The sequence below is a fragment of the Collimonas fungivorans Ter331 genome (assembly GCF_000221045.1).
In the GTDB taxonomy this organism is placed as follows: domain Bacteria; phylum Pseudomonadota; class Gammaproteobacteria; order Burkholderiales; family Burkholderiaceae_D; genus Collimonas; species Collimonas fungivorans_A.
Map to the genome: position 1 here is coordinate 3879572 of NC_015856.1, position 15662 is coordinate 3895233.

Annotated in this window: 20 protein-coding genes and 1 pseudogene; 13 read left to right on the forward strand and 8 right to left on the reverse strand. The window is 60.4% G+C overall.

The window, feature by feature from the left end:
- Nucleotides 1–17: 17 nt before the first annotated feature.
- Entirely contained in the window at nucleotides 18–860 is an 843-nt protein-coding gene (gene kynA, locus CFU_RS17170) for a tryptophan 2,3-dioxygenase (protein ID WP_014007299.1), read from the forward strand.
- An 11-nt stretch (nucleotides 861–871) separates the two neighbouring features.
- Here the strand turns inward: kynA and CFU_RS17175 are convergent, their stop codons facing one another.
- From CFU_RS17175 to CFU_RS17195, 5 genes are all read right to left on the reverse strand, one after another.
- Entirely contained in the window at nucleotides 872–1435 is a 564-nt protein-coding gene (locus tag CFU_RS17175; RefSeq protein ID WP_041742269.1) for a hypothetical protein, read from the reverse strand.
- 17 nt (nucleotides 1436–1452) lie between these two features.
- Nucleotides 1453–1698: a hypothetical protein gene (locus tag CFU_RS17180; RefSeq protein WP_014007301.1), complete on the reverse strand. Its 246-nt coding sequence runs from the start codon at nucleotides 1696–1698 to the stop codon at nucleotides 1453–1455.
- A complete protein-coding gene (locus CFU_RS17185) occupies nucleotides 1691–2596 on the reverse strand; it encodes a DNA/RNA non-specific endonuclease (RefSeq protein WP_014007302.1) in 906 nt (301 codons plus the stop codon). Before CFU_RS17185 ends, CFU_RS17180 begins: the two co-directional genes overlap by 8 nt.
- An 84-nt stretch (nucleotides 2597–2680) precedes the next feature.
- Complete coding sequence (locus CFU_RS17190; RefSeq protein ID WP_041742270.1) at nucleotides 2681–3211, reverse strand: hypothetical protein; 531 nt, start codon at nucleotides 3209–3211, stop codon at nucleotides 2681–2683.
- Nucleotides 3212–3287: 76 nt separating this feature from the next.
- On the reverse strand, nucleotides 3288–4280 hold the full coding sequence (locus CFU_RS17195) for a GlxA family transcriptional regulator (protein ID WP_014007304.1): 993 nt from the start codon (nucleotides 4278–4280) through the stop codon (nucleotides 3288–3290).
- Between the two features lie 157 nt (nucleotides 4281–4437).
- Between CFU_RS17195 and CFU_RS17200 the strand changes: the two genes are divergently transcribed.
- Nucleotides 4438–5049 carry a cysteine hydrolase family protein gene (locus CFU_RS17200; protein ID WP_014007305.1) on the forward strand — a complete coding sequence of 204 codons (612 nt, stop codon included), beginning with the start codon at nucleotides 4438–4440 and terminating at the stop codon, nucleotides 5047–5049.
- A gap of 193 nt (nucleotides 5050–5242) precedes the next feature.
- Nucleotides 5243–5911 (forward strand): signal peptidase I, encoded by a 669-nt coding sequence (lepB, locus tag CFU_RS17205; protein ID WP_014007306.1) that lies wholly within the window; start codon nucleotides 5243–5245, stop codon nucleotides 5909–5911.
- A gap of 29 nt (nucleotides 5912–5940) precedes the next feature.
- Here lepB and CFU_RS17210 read toward each other — a convergent pair whose 3' ends face one another.
- A complete protein-coding gene (locus CFU_RS17210; protein ID WP_014007307.1) occupies nucleotides 5941–6858 on the reverse strand; it encodes a LysR family transcriptional regulator in 918 nt (305 codons plus the stop codon).
- A gap of 137 nt (nucleotides 6859–6995) precedes the next feature.
- Here CFU_RS17210 and CFU_RS17215 point away from each other — a divergent pair, with 137 nt between their 5' ends.
- The 10 genes from CFU_RS17215 (at nucleotide 6996) to CFU_RS17260 (ending at nucleotide 14803) form a co-directional block, all read left to right on the forward strand.
- On the forward strand, nucleotides 6996–8294 hold the full coding sequence (locus CFU_RS17215; RefSeq protein WP_014007308.1) for a CitMHS family transporter: 1299 nt from the start codon (nucleotides 6996–6998) through the stop codon (nucleotides 8292–8294).
- A 27-nt stretch (nucleotides 8295–8321) separates the two neighbouring features.
- Nucleotides 8322–9650 carry an acyclic terpene utilization AtuA family protein gene (locus CFU_RS17220; RefSeq protein ID WP_014007309.1) on the forward strand — a complete coding sequence of 443 codons (1329 nt, stop codon included), beginning with the start codon at nucleotides 8322–8324 and terminating at the stop codon, nucleotides 9648–9650.
- A gap of 8 nt (nucleotides 9651–9658) precedes the next feature.
- Nucleotides 9659–9979: an AtuA-related protein gene (locus CFU_RS17225; protein ID WP_041742271.1), complete on the forward strand. Its 321-nt coding sequence runs from the start codon at nucleotides 9659–9661 to the stop codon at nucleotides 9977–9979.
- A 29-nt stretch (nucleotides 9980–10008) separates the two neighbouring features.
- Nucleotides 10009–11418, forward strand: a complete 1410-nt coding sequence (locus CFU_RS17230; RefSeq protein ID WP_014007311.1) for a M20/M25/M40 family metallo-hydrolase — start codon at nucleotides 10009–10011, stop codon at nucleotides 11416–11418.
- Between the two features lie 136 nt (nucleotides 11419–11554).
- Complete coding sequence (locus tag CFU_RS17235) at nucleotides 11555–12439, forward strand: DMT family transporter (RefSeq protein WP_014007312.1); 885 nt, start codon at nucleotides 11555–11557, stop codon at nucleotides 12437–12439.
- A 133-nt stretch (nucleotides 12440–12572) separates the two neighbouring features.
- Nucleotides 12573–12794, forward strand: a complete 222-nt coding sequence (locus CFU_RS17240; RefSeq protein ID WP_014007313.1) for a hypothetical protein — start codon at nucleotides 12573–12575, stop codon at nucleotides 12792–12794.
- Nucleotides 12795–12809: 15 nt separating this feature from the next.
- Nucleotides 12810–13352, forward strand: a complete 543-nt coding sequence (locus tag CFU_RS17245) for a DUF2975 domain-containing protein (RefSeq protein WP_014007314.1) — start codon at nucleotides 12810–12812, stop codon at nucleotides 13350–13352.
- On the forward strand, nucleotides 13353–13604 hold the full coding sequence (locus CFU_RS17250) for a helix-turn-helix domain-containing protein (protein WP_014007315.1): 252 nt from the start codon (nucleotides 13353–13355) through the stop codon (nucleotides 13602–13604).
- Nucleotides 13597–14211, forward strand: coding sequence for a hypothetical protein (locus CFU_RS17255; protein ID WP_014007316.1), 615 nt, complete (start codon nucleotides 13597–13599; stop codon nucleotides 14209–14211). Before CFU_RS17250 ends, CFU_RS17255 begins: the two co-directional genes overlap by 8 nt.
- 130 nt (nucleotides 14212–14341) lie before the next feature.
- On the forward strand, nucleotides 14342–14803 hold the full coding sequence (locus tag CFU_RS17260; protein ID WP_014007317.1) for a YccF domain-containing protein: 462 nt from the start codon (nucleotides 14342–14344) through the stop codon (nucleotides 14801–14803).
- Between the two features lie 42 nt (nucleotides 14804–14845).
- Here CFU_RS17260 and CFU_RS23980 read toward each other — a convergent pair.
- Both CFU_RS23980 and CFU_RS17265 read right to left on the reverse strand, forming a co-directional pair.
- Nucleotides 14846–15159 (reverse strand): annotated as a pseudogene (locus CFU_RS23980) (type II toxin-antitoxin system RelE/ParE family toxin).
- Nucleotides 15159–15437, reverse strand: coding sequence for a ribbon-helix-helix domain-containing protein (locus CFU_RS17265; protein WP_041743623.1), 279 nt, complete (start codon nucleotides 15435–15437; stop codon nucleotides 15159–15161). Before CFU_RS17265 ends, CFU_RS23980 begins: the two are co-directional and overlap by 1 nt.
- Nucleotides 15438–15662: the final 225 nt, after the last annotated feature.

Genomic DNA, 15662 nt, shown 5'->3' on the forward strand with positions numbered 1-15662 from the left:
TACCCAGGAGCCACGCAATGGAATGCCCTTACAAACCCAACCAATCATGGCATGGCGCGAAGATGGAATTCGGCGAGAACATGAGTTACGGCGACTACCTGGCGCTGGACCAGGTATTGTCGGCGCAGCGGCCGCTCTCGCCCAACCACAATGAAATGCTGTTCATCGTCCAGCACCAGACCAGCGAGCTGTGGATGAAGCTGATGCTGCATGAACTGCACGCAGTGCGCGCGCAGATGCGCAGCAACGACTTGTCGCCTGCGTTCAAGATGATGGCCAGGGTGGCGCGCATCATGGACCAGCTGGTGCATGCCTGGGATGTGCTGGCGACCATGACGCCGCCGGAATACACCGCGATCCGCCCCTACCTCGGACAGTCGTCCGGTTTCCAGTCGTTCCAGTACCGGGAAATCGAATTCCTGCTGGGGAACAAGAACGCCGCCTTGTTGCAGGTGCACCAGCATTCGCCGGAATCGTATGCGCGGCTGCAGGACGCCTTGCAGCAGCCGTCGGTCTATGACGAAGCAGTGATGCTGCTGGCGCGCGCCGGCCTGGCGGTCGACCCGGCCCGCCTGAGCCGCGACTGGAGCCAGGCGACCGCCGCCGACCATTCGGTGGAAACGGCCTGGCTGGCGGTGTATCAGGCCCCGGACACGCATTGGGAGTTATACGAGTTGGCCGAAAAACTGGTCGATCTGGAAACCGCGTTCCGCTACTGGCGCTTCCGCCACCTGACCACGGTGGAACGCATCATCGGCTTCAAGAAAGGCACCGGCGGCACCGAAGGCGCCAGCTACCTGAAGATGATGCTGGACGTGGTGCTGTTCCCGGAATTGTTTTCGCTGCGCACGTCGCTCTGAACTAGCGCAGGCTACGTCCCCGCGTTGCGCCTTGCCATATGCGTGCGCACCTCTTGCACATCGGCCGGATCGCAGCGCAGTTCCAGCAGCTGGTTGACCGCGATTTCGTCGGCCAGCGAAGTCGCCGTCACTTTGGCGCCGAAAAAATCGGCGTCCAGTCCGAGCGCATTGCAGATGCGTTTGCGGCCTGCTTCGTCCTGCGGCAACTGCAGCACCACTGTCAGGAAGTTTGCCGCTGCGCCGCCCTGCGTTGTGTCCGGCAAAAACTGGCGGACCGCAGCCTGCTCCGGTGCAGCTTGCGCGGGAAATCGTATTTGCTGTTCCTCGGCGATTTCATCCACCGTCACCAGCACGCTGCTGTGCGGCCCCGGCCACTTCTTGACGCCGCCAATCACAGCCGGCGCGCCGCCGCTGACTTCGTACTCAGTCTCGGAAATCTTCTCGTAGTGAAACGGCTCCCAGGCCGGATCGCCGTGCTTGCGCATCGCCACCGCCTCCAGCACCTGGCCGGCCAGCGCGCCGTTGCCCAGCATGCCAACCGCGCCTAGCCCTGCATCGGCTGTCGTATCGTCCATCTCGCCACCTCGCTTGTTCAAAAAGGATTGTTGACCTTGACTACCGGCGCGGCAGGCAGCACTTCTGGCAAGGTGCGCGACTCCAGTTCCTCCACCACCCGGTTGAGCAGCGACTGCAGCGTCTTGGCTTGCTCCAGCCCGCGCTGGTCGAGGGTCAGGTCGAGATCGCCGAACAGGCTGACCCGGTCCAGGCGGTTCTCGACATTCAGCTTGCCGATGGTGAGAGTGGCGCTCTCATCCGAGAACGGGGTAAATTTAGACATGCGACCATCCTTTATGGATCAGGTTTGTGATGAAATTCAGGAACATTTTCAAGCCTTCGTTGAATAGCCTGGACAGCAAATCTGCCTCGATCTTCTTGACCTGGGCAGCCGGCTCTTCTCTTTTTTCGGGAGCGCTCATGCCGCCGTGCCGGCCCGCACCCGGCAATGCCATCGCCACATCCTTGATGCGCTTCGGCACGCCGGGCAGCAGATCGATGCGCAAGGTGTTTTCCAGCTGCGTCACCGACAAGGCCTGGTAACGGGAAGTGTCTTCGTTCTTGATGAAGTAGGCGGCGGCCTGCTGCTTCCTCGGACTATAGACCACTTTATAGATATAAGTCGGCACCAGCACATTGCCGATCTTTTGCAGGTCCTGGCCGAGGAACGCCGGGCCGGTAATCACGTACAGCTCGCCGTCTTTCTCGGCCAGGCGCCGCACCGCGCTTTCGATTTCGGCCCAGACATGGCGGTTGTTCTGCGGATTCTGCGGAATCATGTTGGCCAGGCTGAAGCTTTCATATTGCGAAGTACGGTTCGCCATGTCGCCGTTGGGGCTCATGTGGCCGCGGTCGAAACCGGAGCGCGCATAGTCTTTCAGCTCGGCGCGGCCGCTGATCAGCAGGCCGGGTTCGGGATGAAAGGAATTTTCGCGCGACAGCGTGCGGGCGGCGTCGATATTGCTGCGCGTCAGATGCTCGGCGGACCATAAAGGCGTGCGCGTAACCCCTGAATGCATGACTGCAAAAGCCTGGTAGCACAACTCCTGGGTCTGGCGCGCCAGCTTGTCGTTAAGGATTTCAGGGGCGCGGCCGGCAGCGTAATGCGAGGGACAATCTGTGGCAAGAACCGTAGAACTGAAAAAGAAAAGCAGGAAGAAGGTACATAGCTTGTGCGGCATTGCTCACCAAAAACTGTATAAATACCCAGTATAAGGTTTAACTTAAATCGCTCCAAGCACTATCCCCGATTTCTCCCTGCAATTTTAGTGCGGCGTACGGAATTCGTTGGCTGCCCAGGCGCTGGCGCTGCTCTGGCTGAGCTTGAAAGTTGCGGCCACCCGCACTTGCGCCAGCTGTTCGCCGTCTGCATCGTGGGCGGTCAGCAAGGCATAAGGGAAATCGTCGTCGGGAACGATGTCGAGCGTAATATTGAGCGTTGTTTCGGCATGGTCCACCACGATGCTCTTGTGCAGCATGGCATGCAATTGCTGCTCGTGCCGGCGCACGAATTCCGAGGCTGTCTTGACCAGCGTAATGAAGGCCGAGGGGTCCAGCGGCTTGGGATTCTTCTTGTCGCGGCCCATGGTCCAGGGGCCGATCAGCGCCGGTTCCGGTTCGCCGTCCTTGATCATCGCTACCGCCCAGCCGTCGTCATCGTCGTTCTTGATGATGCGCGCGGTCCAGCCGTCATCCTGCCACAGGCGCGGTTCCTGGATTTTCTGGTCGCCGGCGGCGGCGGCGCTTTCATCGTGGGCATCGTGTGCTTCGGGGCTTGCTGCGGAATGGTCTGTCATTGCGGATTGCTTCACTGCTGATGGAGGATAAGGAGGCTGGAACTAGCCCGAATTGTATAGTACAAAGCGCGGCGGCTCACTGGCGCCGGAATTGTTTGCGGTAGGCGGCCGGCGAAACCGAGAACGCGGAGGTGAAATGCTGGCGCAGCGACACGGTGGAGCCGAAGCCGACTATTTCGGCGACGCGGTCGATCGCCTTGTCGCTGGTCTCCAGCAATCGCTGCGCCGCAGCCAGCCTGTGATTGAGCAGCCATTGCGATACCGTGGTCCCGGTTTTCATCTTGAAGCGGCGCGTGAAATTGCGCCGGCTCATGGCCGCCCGCGCCGCCAGCACATCCAGGCACAGCGGCTGCTCAAGATGTTCCATGGCCCAGTCCAGGGTGGTCGTGAGCTGGTCGCTGCCGCCGGTTGCCGGCAAGGGCTGTTCGATATATTGCGCCTGGCCGCCATTGCGGTGCGGCGCCACCACCATGCGCCGGGCGATGCGGTTCGCCACTTCGGCGCCATGGTCGCGCCGCAGCAGATGCAGGCAGCAGTCGATTGCAGCGGCGGTGCCGGCTGACGTCAGGATGTCGCCGTCGTCCACGTACAGTACTTTCTGGTCCAGCCTGACGCGCGGGTATTTCCGCGCAAAGTCGTCGGCCCACACCCAGTGGGTGGAGGCTGCGCGGCCATCCAGCAAACCGGCTTCGGCCAGCACAAAAGCTCCCAGGCATAAACCGACGATCCTGGCGCCGCGCGCGTGCGCCTTGCGCAAAGCCCGCAGCAGGGCTTCGGGCGGACGCTCGTCGGGATCGCGCCAGGCCGGCACGATCACCGTATCGGCCTGAGCCAGCGCAGACAAATCATGCTGCACATCGATATTGAAGCCCGACATGGTCGGAATCAGCCCCGCCTGCTCGCCGCATATCAGCAAACGGTAACGCGGTGCGCCCAGCCGGGCAAGGTCGTCGCCGAACACCATGCAGGGCACGGACAGGTGAAACGGGCTGATGCCCTCGAACGCGATCACCGCTACGGTGTGGGCTGCCTCGGGTGCAATCTCGGGAATATGGGCTGGTTTCAGCATGGCCCGATCTTATCATATTATGTCTATCGGGACACTTTCGCCTCCAACCCCGACATCCGATACTTCGTCCTGTTCCGGCGCTCAATGCAGCGAGCCAAGGGAAAAGCAGAGATGAGCGACTGGCGTTCGTCATGCCCAATCAGACAGGAGCTTCAATATGAACCATCCAACCATCCGCACTATCGCCGGCGCCGGCGCACCGGCCACGATAGAGGCCGGCAGCGCCGCCCTGCTGGTGATCGACTTTCAAAACGAATACTTCAGCGGCAAGATGCCGATTCCCGACGGCAAACGCGCGCTTGGCAACGCCCGGCGCCTGGTCGAATTCGCCGACCGGGCCGGCATCCCGGTGTTCCATATCCAGCATGTCACCCCGGCCGGCACGCCGATTTTTGCCGAGGACGGCGCCACGGTCCAGTTCCATGCCGAACTGCAACCCGCAGCCCACCATACCGTGCTGCAGAAATCCTCTGTCAGCGTATTCCCGACCACCGACATCGACAGCCGCCTGAAGGCAGCCGGCATCAAGACCTTGATCATCAGCGGCCTGATGACCCACGCCTGTGTAGCCGGCGCGGCGCGCGACGCCGTGCCGCATGGTTATGAAGTGATTGTTGCCGACGACGCCTGCGCCACACGCGACCTCGACAGCGTCGATGGCGCCGTCCTGCCGCACGCCGCGCTCCACCGCGCATCGCTAGCAACCATCGCCGACACTTTCGGCGATGTCATGACAACCGCACAGATCTTGCAACTCCCCCTAGCCTAAACCACCGCACTTATTAATTAGGGTCAGAGTCGAATATTCTCGTGCATCAATATTCCACTCTGACCCTAATTAACTGGGTGGCATGGTTGTGGGCGGTTTGGGGGCTATTGGCGGCGGGCGGAAATAATCCGGAAAATAGGTGGCATACTATGCGGATCGCAAGGCTGAACACTACTGAAAAAGGCGGAATGAAATGAAAAACTGGATTCGTCTCAACAAGGGATTCCTGCTGTTCCTTTTTCTTTTCGGGATTTTCCGCACCGCCGTCGCCGACTGGAATCCGATCCCTTCCGGCTCGATGCGCCCCAACCTGCTGGAAGGCGACGTGGTGTTCGTCAACCGCCTTGCATTCAACCTCAAAGTCCCGCTTACCAATATCGTCATCGGCCACCTCGGCGAACCGAAGCGCGGCGACATCGTCACCTTCTTTTCACCGCTGGATGAAACCAGGCTCATCAAGCGCGTGATCGCCTTGCCCGGCGACACCGTCGAAATGCGCGATGAAAAGATGATCATCAACGGCCAGGAAGCCAGCTACGCCATGCTGGGCAGCGCGCCGGAACCGCTGGACCACGGCGGCGCCCTGGTCGCCTTGCGCCTGAATGAAAAAATGGGAGCGGAACAGCATCGCATCCAGCTGCTGCCGCAAGTCAACGCCAACCGCAATTTCGGCCCGATCACGGTGCCGCAAGACCACTACATGATGCTAGGCGATAACCGCGACAACAGCGGCGATTACCGCCATTTCGGCTTCGTCCCGCGCGAGCTGCTGATCGGGCGCGCGGAGCGGGTGCTGGTATCGGCCGATATCAAAGGCGACTGGATGCCAAGGACAGAACGTTTCGGCATGCAGCTGCACTAGCAGCCGATCATCCTAAGTCCGACAGGCTGCTACCGCTTCGCTGCACGGCTGCCGATGTTATGCAGCCGCTTTTCAATCAGTTCCGACATGCCCTGCGCTGCAATCGACAGAGAGCGCTCTTTCTTTTTCACGATCAGGATAGGCCGCACGATGTCATGCGCATCGATCGGGATACTGACCAGGTCCATGTGACGGAACTGGAACAAGGTCAGTTCCGGCACGATGCTGACGCCGAGGCCGGATTCGATCAAGCCCGCCACCGTAGCCAGATGCTCCACTTCAAGGCCGGAATTCATCACCGGGATGCCGCGCAACAGCAGCTCGACATGCTGGCGCACGCTGGTGGAGCGCGCCAGGTGGATCAGCTCGCAGCCGCTCAGGTCAGATATCCGGATGCGGCGCTTGCCGGCCAGCGCGTGATCCTGGCGGCACACCAGGTAAAACGGATCGCTGCATAAGGTCTTCGTATCGAATTCGATCAGGCCCGAGCCCGGCGCGGTCAGGGCAATATCCACCTTGCCCTGGCGCAGCATGGCAAGGCACTGGTCCGACAAGGCATCGAACAGCTGCACCGTGATCCCGGGATAAGCCCGCTTGTATTCGGCAATCACCGCCGGCAAACCGTTCGCCGCCAGCGACGGCAAGGCCGCAATCGCAACCCTGCCCTTGCGCCTGGCAACGTAATCGCTCATGTCCGCAAACGCCGATTCGATATCGCTCACCAGCGAACGCGCCACTTCCGCGAACAGTTCGCCCTCTGCGGTCAGCGTGACATTGCGCGTATCGCGTTCGAACAGCTTGGCGCCTACCGCTACTTCCAGCTTCTGGATCATGACGCTGAACGCGGATTGCGACATGAAACAACGCTCGGCGGCATGGGTGAAGTGCTTGCATTCCTGCAGCGCCAGGAAGGCGTGCAGCGAGCGGGTGGAGATATTGAGTTTCATCGATTAATCCGTTTTTACGATCAATCCATCGAAAAAAATCATTTTACAGCACAAACCCAAGCTCCCAGAATGCGTTTAAAACAAGAGCAATAACAGGTATTCCCATAAAAATATCCAAGGGATAGGAGACAGACAACATGCTGGCATTACTCGGCTTCATTACCATCGTCACCCTGCTGGCGGCGATCCTGACAAAAAAGATGTCGCCGCTGGTGGCGCTTATCGCGATTCCCATCATCGCCGCCCTGATAGGCGGCTTTGGCCTGGAGACTTCCAAATTCATCGTATCGGGCATCACCAGCATTGCGCCGGTGGCCGGCATGTTCGTATTCGCCATCCTGTTCTTCGGCATAGTCACCGATGCCGGCATGCTGGATCCGATCATCTCCGCCATCCTGCGCATCGTCGGCAGCCGCCCCACCCGCATCGTGCCCGGCACCGCATTGCTGGCGCTGCTGATCCACCTGGACGGCTCGGGCGCGGTCACCTTCCTGGTGACGATTCCGGCCATGCTGCCGCTATATACGCGGCTCGGCATAGACAAGCGCATCCTGGCCTGTGTCGCCTCGCTGGCGGCCGGCGTCAATTTCCTGCCGTGGACCGGCCCCATGATCCGCGCTTCCGCCGCCCTGCACATCCCGGTCAGTGACATCTTCACGCCGCTGATCCCGGTGCAGATCGTCGGCCTGGTGTTCGTTTTTTCGGTGGCTTATTACCTGGGTTTGAAGGAAGAACGGCGGCTCGGCCTGACCAAGGGCGCTCCGCTTGGATTCGTCCATACCCACGAATTGTCGGAAGCGGAAAAGAACATACGCCGTCCGCAGAATTTCTGGATCAATATCGTGCTGACCGTGTTTGTATTGGGAGTGATGATCAGCGGAAAAATCGATCCGGTGGTGATGTTCATGATCGGCGTGGTGCTGGCGCTAATGATCAATTACCGCAACGCCGACATGCAGCGCACCCGCATCGACGCCCATGCCAAGGCTGCCTTGCTGATGGCCAGCATCCTGTTCGCTGCCGGCGTGTTCACCGGCATCATGACTAAATCGGGGATGCTGAGCGCCATGGCCAAGATGGCGGTGGGCCTGGTGCCGCCTTCGATGGCGTCGCATATCCCGGCAGCGCTCGGGCTGCTGTCGATGCCGCTGTCGATGGTGTTCGATCCCGACTCTTTCTACTTCGGCGTGCTGCCCGTGATCGCCGAAGTCGGCCACATGCTGGGCGTACAGCCGCTGCATGTGGCGCAAGCCGCGCTGCTGGGCCAGATGACCACCGGCTTCCCCGTCAGTCCGCTGACGCCGGCGACCTTCCTGGTGGCGGGCCTGGCCGGCATCGACCTGGCCGACCACCAGAAATACACGTTCAAATACCTGTTCGCCGCGTCCGTCATCATGACCATCACCTGCGTCTTGATCGGCGTCTTTCCCCTGTGAGACGCGCTTTAGATTGAGGAAACCAGCATGAGACATATCCGCATCGGCGCCGGCGCCGGCTATTCCGGCGACCGCATCGAACCCGCCATCGAACTGGCAGAGAAAGGCGAAATCGACTACCTGGTGTTCGAATGCCTGGCCGAGCGCACCATCGCCATCGCCCAGCAGACCCGGATGAAAGATCCTGCGCTCGGTTTCGACCCGCTGCTGGCGGAGCGGATGCAGGCAGTGCTCGCCATCTGCAGCGAAAAAAAAATCAAGATCATCACCAATATGGGCGCCGCCAATCCGCTGGCCGCAGCCGCCATGGTCAGGCAGATTGCGCAGGCCATGCATCTCAAGCTGAAGGTAGCTGCGGTAACCGGTGACGATGTGCTCGACACCCTGAAAGCTGGCGACTACACCAGCGACCAAGACATCGCCGTCAATAGCCTCGGCGACAAGCTGCTGTCGGCCAATGCCTATATCGGCGCCGCACCGCTGGTGGAAGCGCTGGCGCAAGGCGCCGACGTGATCATCACCGGCCGCGTGGCCGATCCGGCGCTGTTCCTGGCGCCCCTGATCCACGAATTCAACTGGGCCATGGACGACTGGCGCCGCCTCGGCCAGGGCACGCTGGTGGGGCATTTGCTGGAATGCGCCGGCCAGGTCAGCGGCGGCTACTTCGCCGATCCCGGCTACAAAGACGTCCAGGGACTGGCGCGGCTGGGGTTCCCGATCGGCGAGGTGGCGGAAGACGGTTCGGTGGTCATCACCAAGGTGGCGGGTTCCGGCGGCCAGGTGACGGCGGCCACCTGCAAGGAACAGCTGCTGTACGAAATACACGATCCCGCCAGTTACCTGACGCCGGACGTGGTGGCCGATTTTTCCGCGGCGACGGTGGAACAGATCGGCCCCGACCGGGTGCTGGTGCGAGGCGCCACCGGCCGCGCCAGGCCGGATACCCTGAAAGTATCGATAGGCTACATCGACAGCTACATCGGCGAAGGGCAGATTTCCTATGCCGGGCCGGGCGCGCTGGCGCGCGGCAAACTGGCGCAGGCGATTGTTGCGGAACGGCTGCAACTCAGCGCGGCGGCGTTCGATGAAATCCGCTATGACTTGCTGGGAGTCGACGCCATCCACGGCGCCGCCTTGTCTGCGCAAGCGAGCGAGCCGTATGAAGTGCGGGTCCGCGTGAGCGCTCGCAGCGGCAACATGCGCGACGCCATCCGCATCGGCAACGAAGTCGAAACGCTGTACACCTGCGGTCCGGCCGGCGGCGGCGGCGCCACCAAGGCGGCGAAGGAAGTGGTCGCCGTGCAGTCATGCCTGCTGCCGCGCCGGCAAGTAACAACCTCTGTGCATTTCGAGTGAGGATAAAGATGAAACTACGCGAACTTGCCCATTCCCGCGCCGGCGACAAAGGCGACATCTCGAACATTTCGGTGATCGCCTACCTGGAGAAAGATTACGCGCTGCTGGAAAAATACCTTACCCCGGAACGCGTCAAGGCGCATTTCGTAGGCATCGCGCAGGGCGAGGTGCTGCGTTATGCACTGCCAAGCATTGGCGCGCTGAACTTCGTCATGCAGCGCGCCCTGGGCGGCGGCGTCACCCGCTCGCTCGCGCTGGATGCTCACGGAAAATGCCTGAGTTCGGCGATAATGACCATGGAAATTCCTGACGATACCGATCCATCCTGATCCATCCACCCCGCCAAGAAAGGAAGTCCATGAGAATGCAGATTGGCCGCTTGCCGACACAAGCCACGCTGGCCCTTGCCCTTGCCGCATTGGGAGCCATGGCGTCGGCGCAAACGCTGACGCCGGAAACCCAGCGCTACCACGACATCTACAAAGAGCTGGTGGAAATCAATACCAGCCACTCCGCGGGCGACACCACGAAGGCCGCGCACGCGATGGAAAAGCACTTGCTGGACGCCGGTTTCACGGCCGCCGATATCCAGGTGATCGAACCGTTCCCGCGCAAAGGCAACCTGGTGCTGCGTTTCAAGGGCAACGGCAGCAAGCAGCCGCTGCTGTTGCTGGCGCATATCGACGTGGTCGAAGCCAAACGCGAGGACTGGAAGACCGATCCCTTCCAGCTGCAGGAAACCGGCGGCTATTTCACCGCCCGCGGCTCGATCGACGACAAGGCGATGGCCTCGGCTTTCGTCTCGGTGCTGAGCCAGCTCAAGAAGGAAGGATTCAAGCCCAGCCGCGACATCATCCTGGCGCTGACTACCGATGAAGAGCGTGGCGATGTGGAGAGCAACGGCGCCAAATGGCTGATCGCCAACAAGCCGGAGTTGCTCAAGGCGGAGTTCGGCATCAACGAAGGCGGCGGCGGCGAGCTGCGCGACGGCAAGCCGAACCTGCACCGGATCCAGGTCGCCGAGAAAATCTACGCCACCTATGAACTGGAAGCGCGCGACGCCGGCGGCCACAGTTCGACCCCGACCGCCAACAATCCGATCTATGCCATCGCCGCAGCCCTGAACAGGCTGAGCGCTTACCGCTTCCCGGTGCACCTGGCCGAAGTCACCACCGGCTATTTCGCCCGCAGCGCGCCATTCGCCGGCGGCCAGCTGGCCGCAGACATGCGCGCGGTCGGCAGCGGCAAACCGGACACCGCTGCAATCGAGCGCCTGTCGGCAGTGCCCGACTACAATGCACAGCTGCGCAGCACCTGTGTAGCCACCATGGTCAACGCCGGCCATGCGGAAAACGCATTACCGCAATCGGCCAAGGCGACAGTCAACTGCCGCATCCTGCCGCAAGACGATCCTGACGACATAGATCGCCAGCTCAAGCAGGTGATCAATAACGACAAGATCGCGGTGCGCTACACCAACAAACCGCTGCGCAGCCCGGCTTCGCCGCTGAACGGCGACCTGGTGAAGACAGTCGAGGCGCTGACCCAGGATATGTGGCCAGGCGTGCCGGTAGTGCCGGCCATGAGCACCGGCGCCACCGACAGCAGCTACATGCGCAATGCGGGCATTCCCATGTATGGCGTGTCAGGCCTGTTTGTCGAACCTTCGGACCGCCGCACGCACGGCCTCGACGAGCGCGTCGAAATCCAGCGCCTGTACGACGGCCGGGAATTCCTCTACCGCTTGGTGAAGCGCCTGGCGCAATAAGGCTTGGAGCTGCAACGGCGCTGACCGGGGCCGGACTGCCGAATTCGATCGCAAGAAGCAGAGTGTCCAGGGTCTCGACATGTCCTATGTTTCAGTTACGCAGCAGCTGCTGCTCGCCAACTGACGGACACTCGCCATGAACTTTATCGAATTGCTCCTGCTCGCCGCGATCTGGGGCGCCTCTTTTCTCTTCCTGCGGATTGCCGCGCCCGAATTCGGACCTTTCGCGCTGATCGCGCTGCGCGTCGGCATCGCCGCACTGGTGCTGGCGCCGGTGTTGCGCTCAGCCGCCGCCGGCAGCCAATGCCGCGGCAAGGCATGGCCTTTGTTTGTGGTCGGCATCAGCAATTCTGCGATTCCCTTCGGCCTGTTTGCTTATTCCACGCTGTACGTGAATGCCGGCATCGATTCCATCCTGAATGCAACCACACCGATCTGGGCCGCCCTGATCGCAGCGCTCTGGTTCGGACAAGCCATGAACCGCAGCCAGGTCTGTGACCTGATGCTGGGCCTGGCCGGGGTTGCCGTGCTGGTGTGGGATACCGCGGGCGGCGGTGTTGCCGGCATGCCGCTGGCGATCGGCGCCGCGCTGCTGGCCGCCGTATGCTACGGTTTTGCGGTAAATTATTCAAAGCGGCGCCTGGCTGGAGTCCAGCCGCTGGTGGTCGCCTTCGGCAGCCAGCTGGCCGCCTCTGTCGTACTGCTGCCGCCGGCGCTGCTGTCCTGGCCGCAACAGGCGATCGCACCTTCAATATGGCTGTGCGTCGCTGCCCTCGGCGTGATCTGCACCGGCTTTGCCTACATCCTGTATTTCCGCCTGATCGAACGGGTGGGTGCAGCTTATGCCGCCTCCGTCACTTTCCTGATTCCGGTCTTTGGGCTGGTCTGGGGTGCTGTTTTCCTTAACGAAAAAATCACGCCGGCAATGCTGGCCGGCTGCGCCATCACCCTGCTTGGGACCGGGCTTGCCAGCGGCAAGCTGAGCGATTTGCTGCCGGGGAAGCACAAAAAATTGGCATGAACCGGGCAGCCATGGCAAGCAGGTGTTGCCGCCAGCTTCAAAATTTAACTAAATGATTAAGAAATACTGATTTATTATTGTTTTACGATAATTTTATACTAGAATACGACCATCCTATCGAACAGGAGGCGTCGTGCAGAAAAACATCATCACCCTGGTCCGCCGCGTCCTGGCCGCGCTCTGCTCATGGCTGGCGATTGCCATCTTGGGTTTCTATCTCGCCGCCAGGATCTTGCCGCACCTGGGCATCAGCGCTTCACTGGAAATGGTCCTTCAGCACACCCTGGCCGACCAGGCCATGGCGCGTCTTGGCCACACCTTCTGCATTTCCATCCGCCTCAATAACAAGCAATAAATCCAAGGACGCTGCATGAAACAAGATCGCATTGCGCAAACCAGCCAGCGCATGGCCAGCCTCACCATGCTGTTGCTGGTTGCCATACTGGTTTTTAATATCGGCGGCTGGCTGTTCCCCGATACGCTCAATCAAGTACTGGAATTTTCCAATGCCGGGACCAAGCTTGGCATCGACATTTCCACCCTGCCGCCATGGCAGCTGCTGGGCGCCATTGTCCTGACCAATATTCCGCTGCTGGCATTGGGATATGGCTTGTTCCAGCTGCGCGCCCTGTTCCGGCGCTACGCCCTAGGCGAATATTTCTCGCCGGCGGCCGCCATCCACCTGGGCCGGGTCGGCCACGGCATCGCGTGGTGGGTGCTGCTGGATTTCCTGTGCGGGCCACTCTCCTCCGTCTGGCTGACGATCACCCGGCCGGCAGGCCAGCGCCTGCTCAATATCGGCTTTGACGGCAACGCGATAGTCGCCCTCTTCATGGCGGCCTGCATTACCGTGATCGCCCGCATCCTGCAACGCGCCAGCGAAGTCGATGCAGAAAACCGGCAGTTCGTATAAATGAGCATCGTCATTACGCTGGACGTCATGCTGGCAAAACGCAAGGCGAAATCCAAGGACCTGGCAGCGGCCATCGGCATCACCGAGCAAAACCTGTCCCTGCTAAAACAAGGCAAGGTAAAGGGCGTACGCCTGGAAACCCTGGAGGCGATCTGCCGCTACCTGGATTGCCAACCGGGCGACCTGCTGAGCTACCAGCCGGATGACATGGCTACTGCAAGGGAAACGGATTCCCTTCTAAAAAATGGCTAACCAGAGCCGCTGGCCTGCCGCGGTAAGCCGGCGTGCCATGAGCCTGGGCTTGTTGCTGTCCCTGGTGCTGCATGCCGGTTTGCTGCAATTGTTCCGTCCTCACAAAATAATCGATGCCGGCCCGGCTACACAGGCAGCGATGACGCTGTTGCTGCTGCCGGCAACGCTGCCCCGGCCAATTCCGGTACGAACGCTATCGCCGGCCAAGCCAGTAGTCGTGCAGCATGGCTCGCGCCCTGAAAAATCGTCTCCACGCGCAAACACAATAACGCCGCCGCAACTTGTTTCGCCACGCGAGAACAGCATCAGCGATACGGCAGCCATCTCCCCGCCGCCGGACAGACAACCTCGCGTGGATCTGGACGCCGCACTGAAAACGGCCCGGCAGATAGCCACAGATCCGGCCAGCAGGCGCAACGGCAGCGCCGTCTCGCAATTGCAGACGCATCCGCTCGAAGCCCAGCCGGACAGCCGCCTGGCGCAGGACATTCAACGCAGCGCGCGCGCCGACTGCCTGGACGTCGGCCGTCCCTTCGGCTTACTGGCGCCGCTGGTGCTGGCCGCTGATGCGGTATTGTCAAAAAAAGATGGCGGCTGCAAATGGTAGGGTTCGCGGATGTTCTTGTGGCCAGCTAGTTACGGTGTTACATTTTTCTCTTTTGCAATTCGGGGTCAGAGTCAAATAAATAATTCGACTCTGACCCTAATTAATTTCGCAACAATGGAGAGAAAACGATATGCGCGCCATCCTCAATTTCCTGTGGTTTGTGCTGGGCGGGGTGTTCATGGGCCTGGGCTGGTGGCTGGCTGGCGCCGTCGCCTTCCTCACGATAGTCGGCATCCCGTGGGGTAAAGCCTGTTTCGTGATCGGACAGTTCACTTTCCTCCCCTTCGGCAGGGAAGCCGTGAGCCGCAAGGAACTGAACAATAGGGACGATATCGGCACCGGCGGCCTGGGCCTGGTCGGCAACATCTTGTGGTTCGTGTTTGCCGGCATCTGGCTGGCTATCGGCCACGTGCTGTCAGCCATCGCCTGCTTCATCACCATCATCGGCATTCCATTCGGCGTCCAGCATCTGAAGCTGGCTGGCATCGCGCTGGCGCCGATAGGAAAAACCATTGTGACGAAAGAAGTGGCGGCTGCGGCGCGCAAGCAGAATGCGGAAGAGCTGGTAACTGCGCTGAACTCACGCCACTAAGCAATTACTGTCGAGTCGATTTATATTTTTATACGCTCTGGCTCAATCATCCAAATCTGACTGCAAGACAGTCTCATAGTCCCGACCGCCATAGAAAATACCGATGATCGATACTAGCTCAGCTTCCACGGAGAAAGCGATCACGGCCCGTTTTCTATAATTCGTGATGCGCAGACCGGGGCGTATGTCGTCGCGTCGGCTGCCACGATGCGGGGCATCCTGCAGACCTTCGCAATAAGCGACAATCGAACCGGTGTAACGCTCAGCTATCTCCGGCGAAGCTGCCGCCGCGATGTAGCGATAGAGTGCGACCAGTTGCTCCTGAGCTTCCGGCGTAAAATCACCCTGTACCGCATCACATTTTTGCCACGGCCTTCTTGTATTCGGCTGCGAGCGTCGCCCGCACCTGATCAAGCGTAACCGCTCGGGCGGGGTCAGCCTTCAGTGCGTCGTATGCTTGTCCCACTTCTTGCCGCAACCAGATCTCCATAACGCGGTCACGGGCTATCAGGACGCGCAATCCATCCCTGATCACTTCACTTTCGCTGGCATACTCACCGGTCGCAACCTTGGTCTTCACAATATCTGCCATCTCGTTTGGTAGGGTAATGCTGAGTTGTTGAGTTGTTCGCACGGGCTGCATCCTTTGAGAGAATAGGATTAAATCCTATTCTCTCAAGAACACTGCGTCAATGGACAGAAAATCAACAAAAATAAACAGCCTGAAACATTCCCGGAAGTCATCATCCAAACAGAAGTCTACAAAAGGGATATGTCAACGTATATAAGCAACTGCCCTGTTTAGTAGAAGAGCCACGCACTCTCATCGTATTGATATGCTAAGGACACCGGCCTGCGT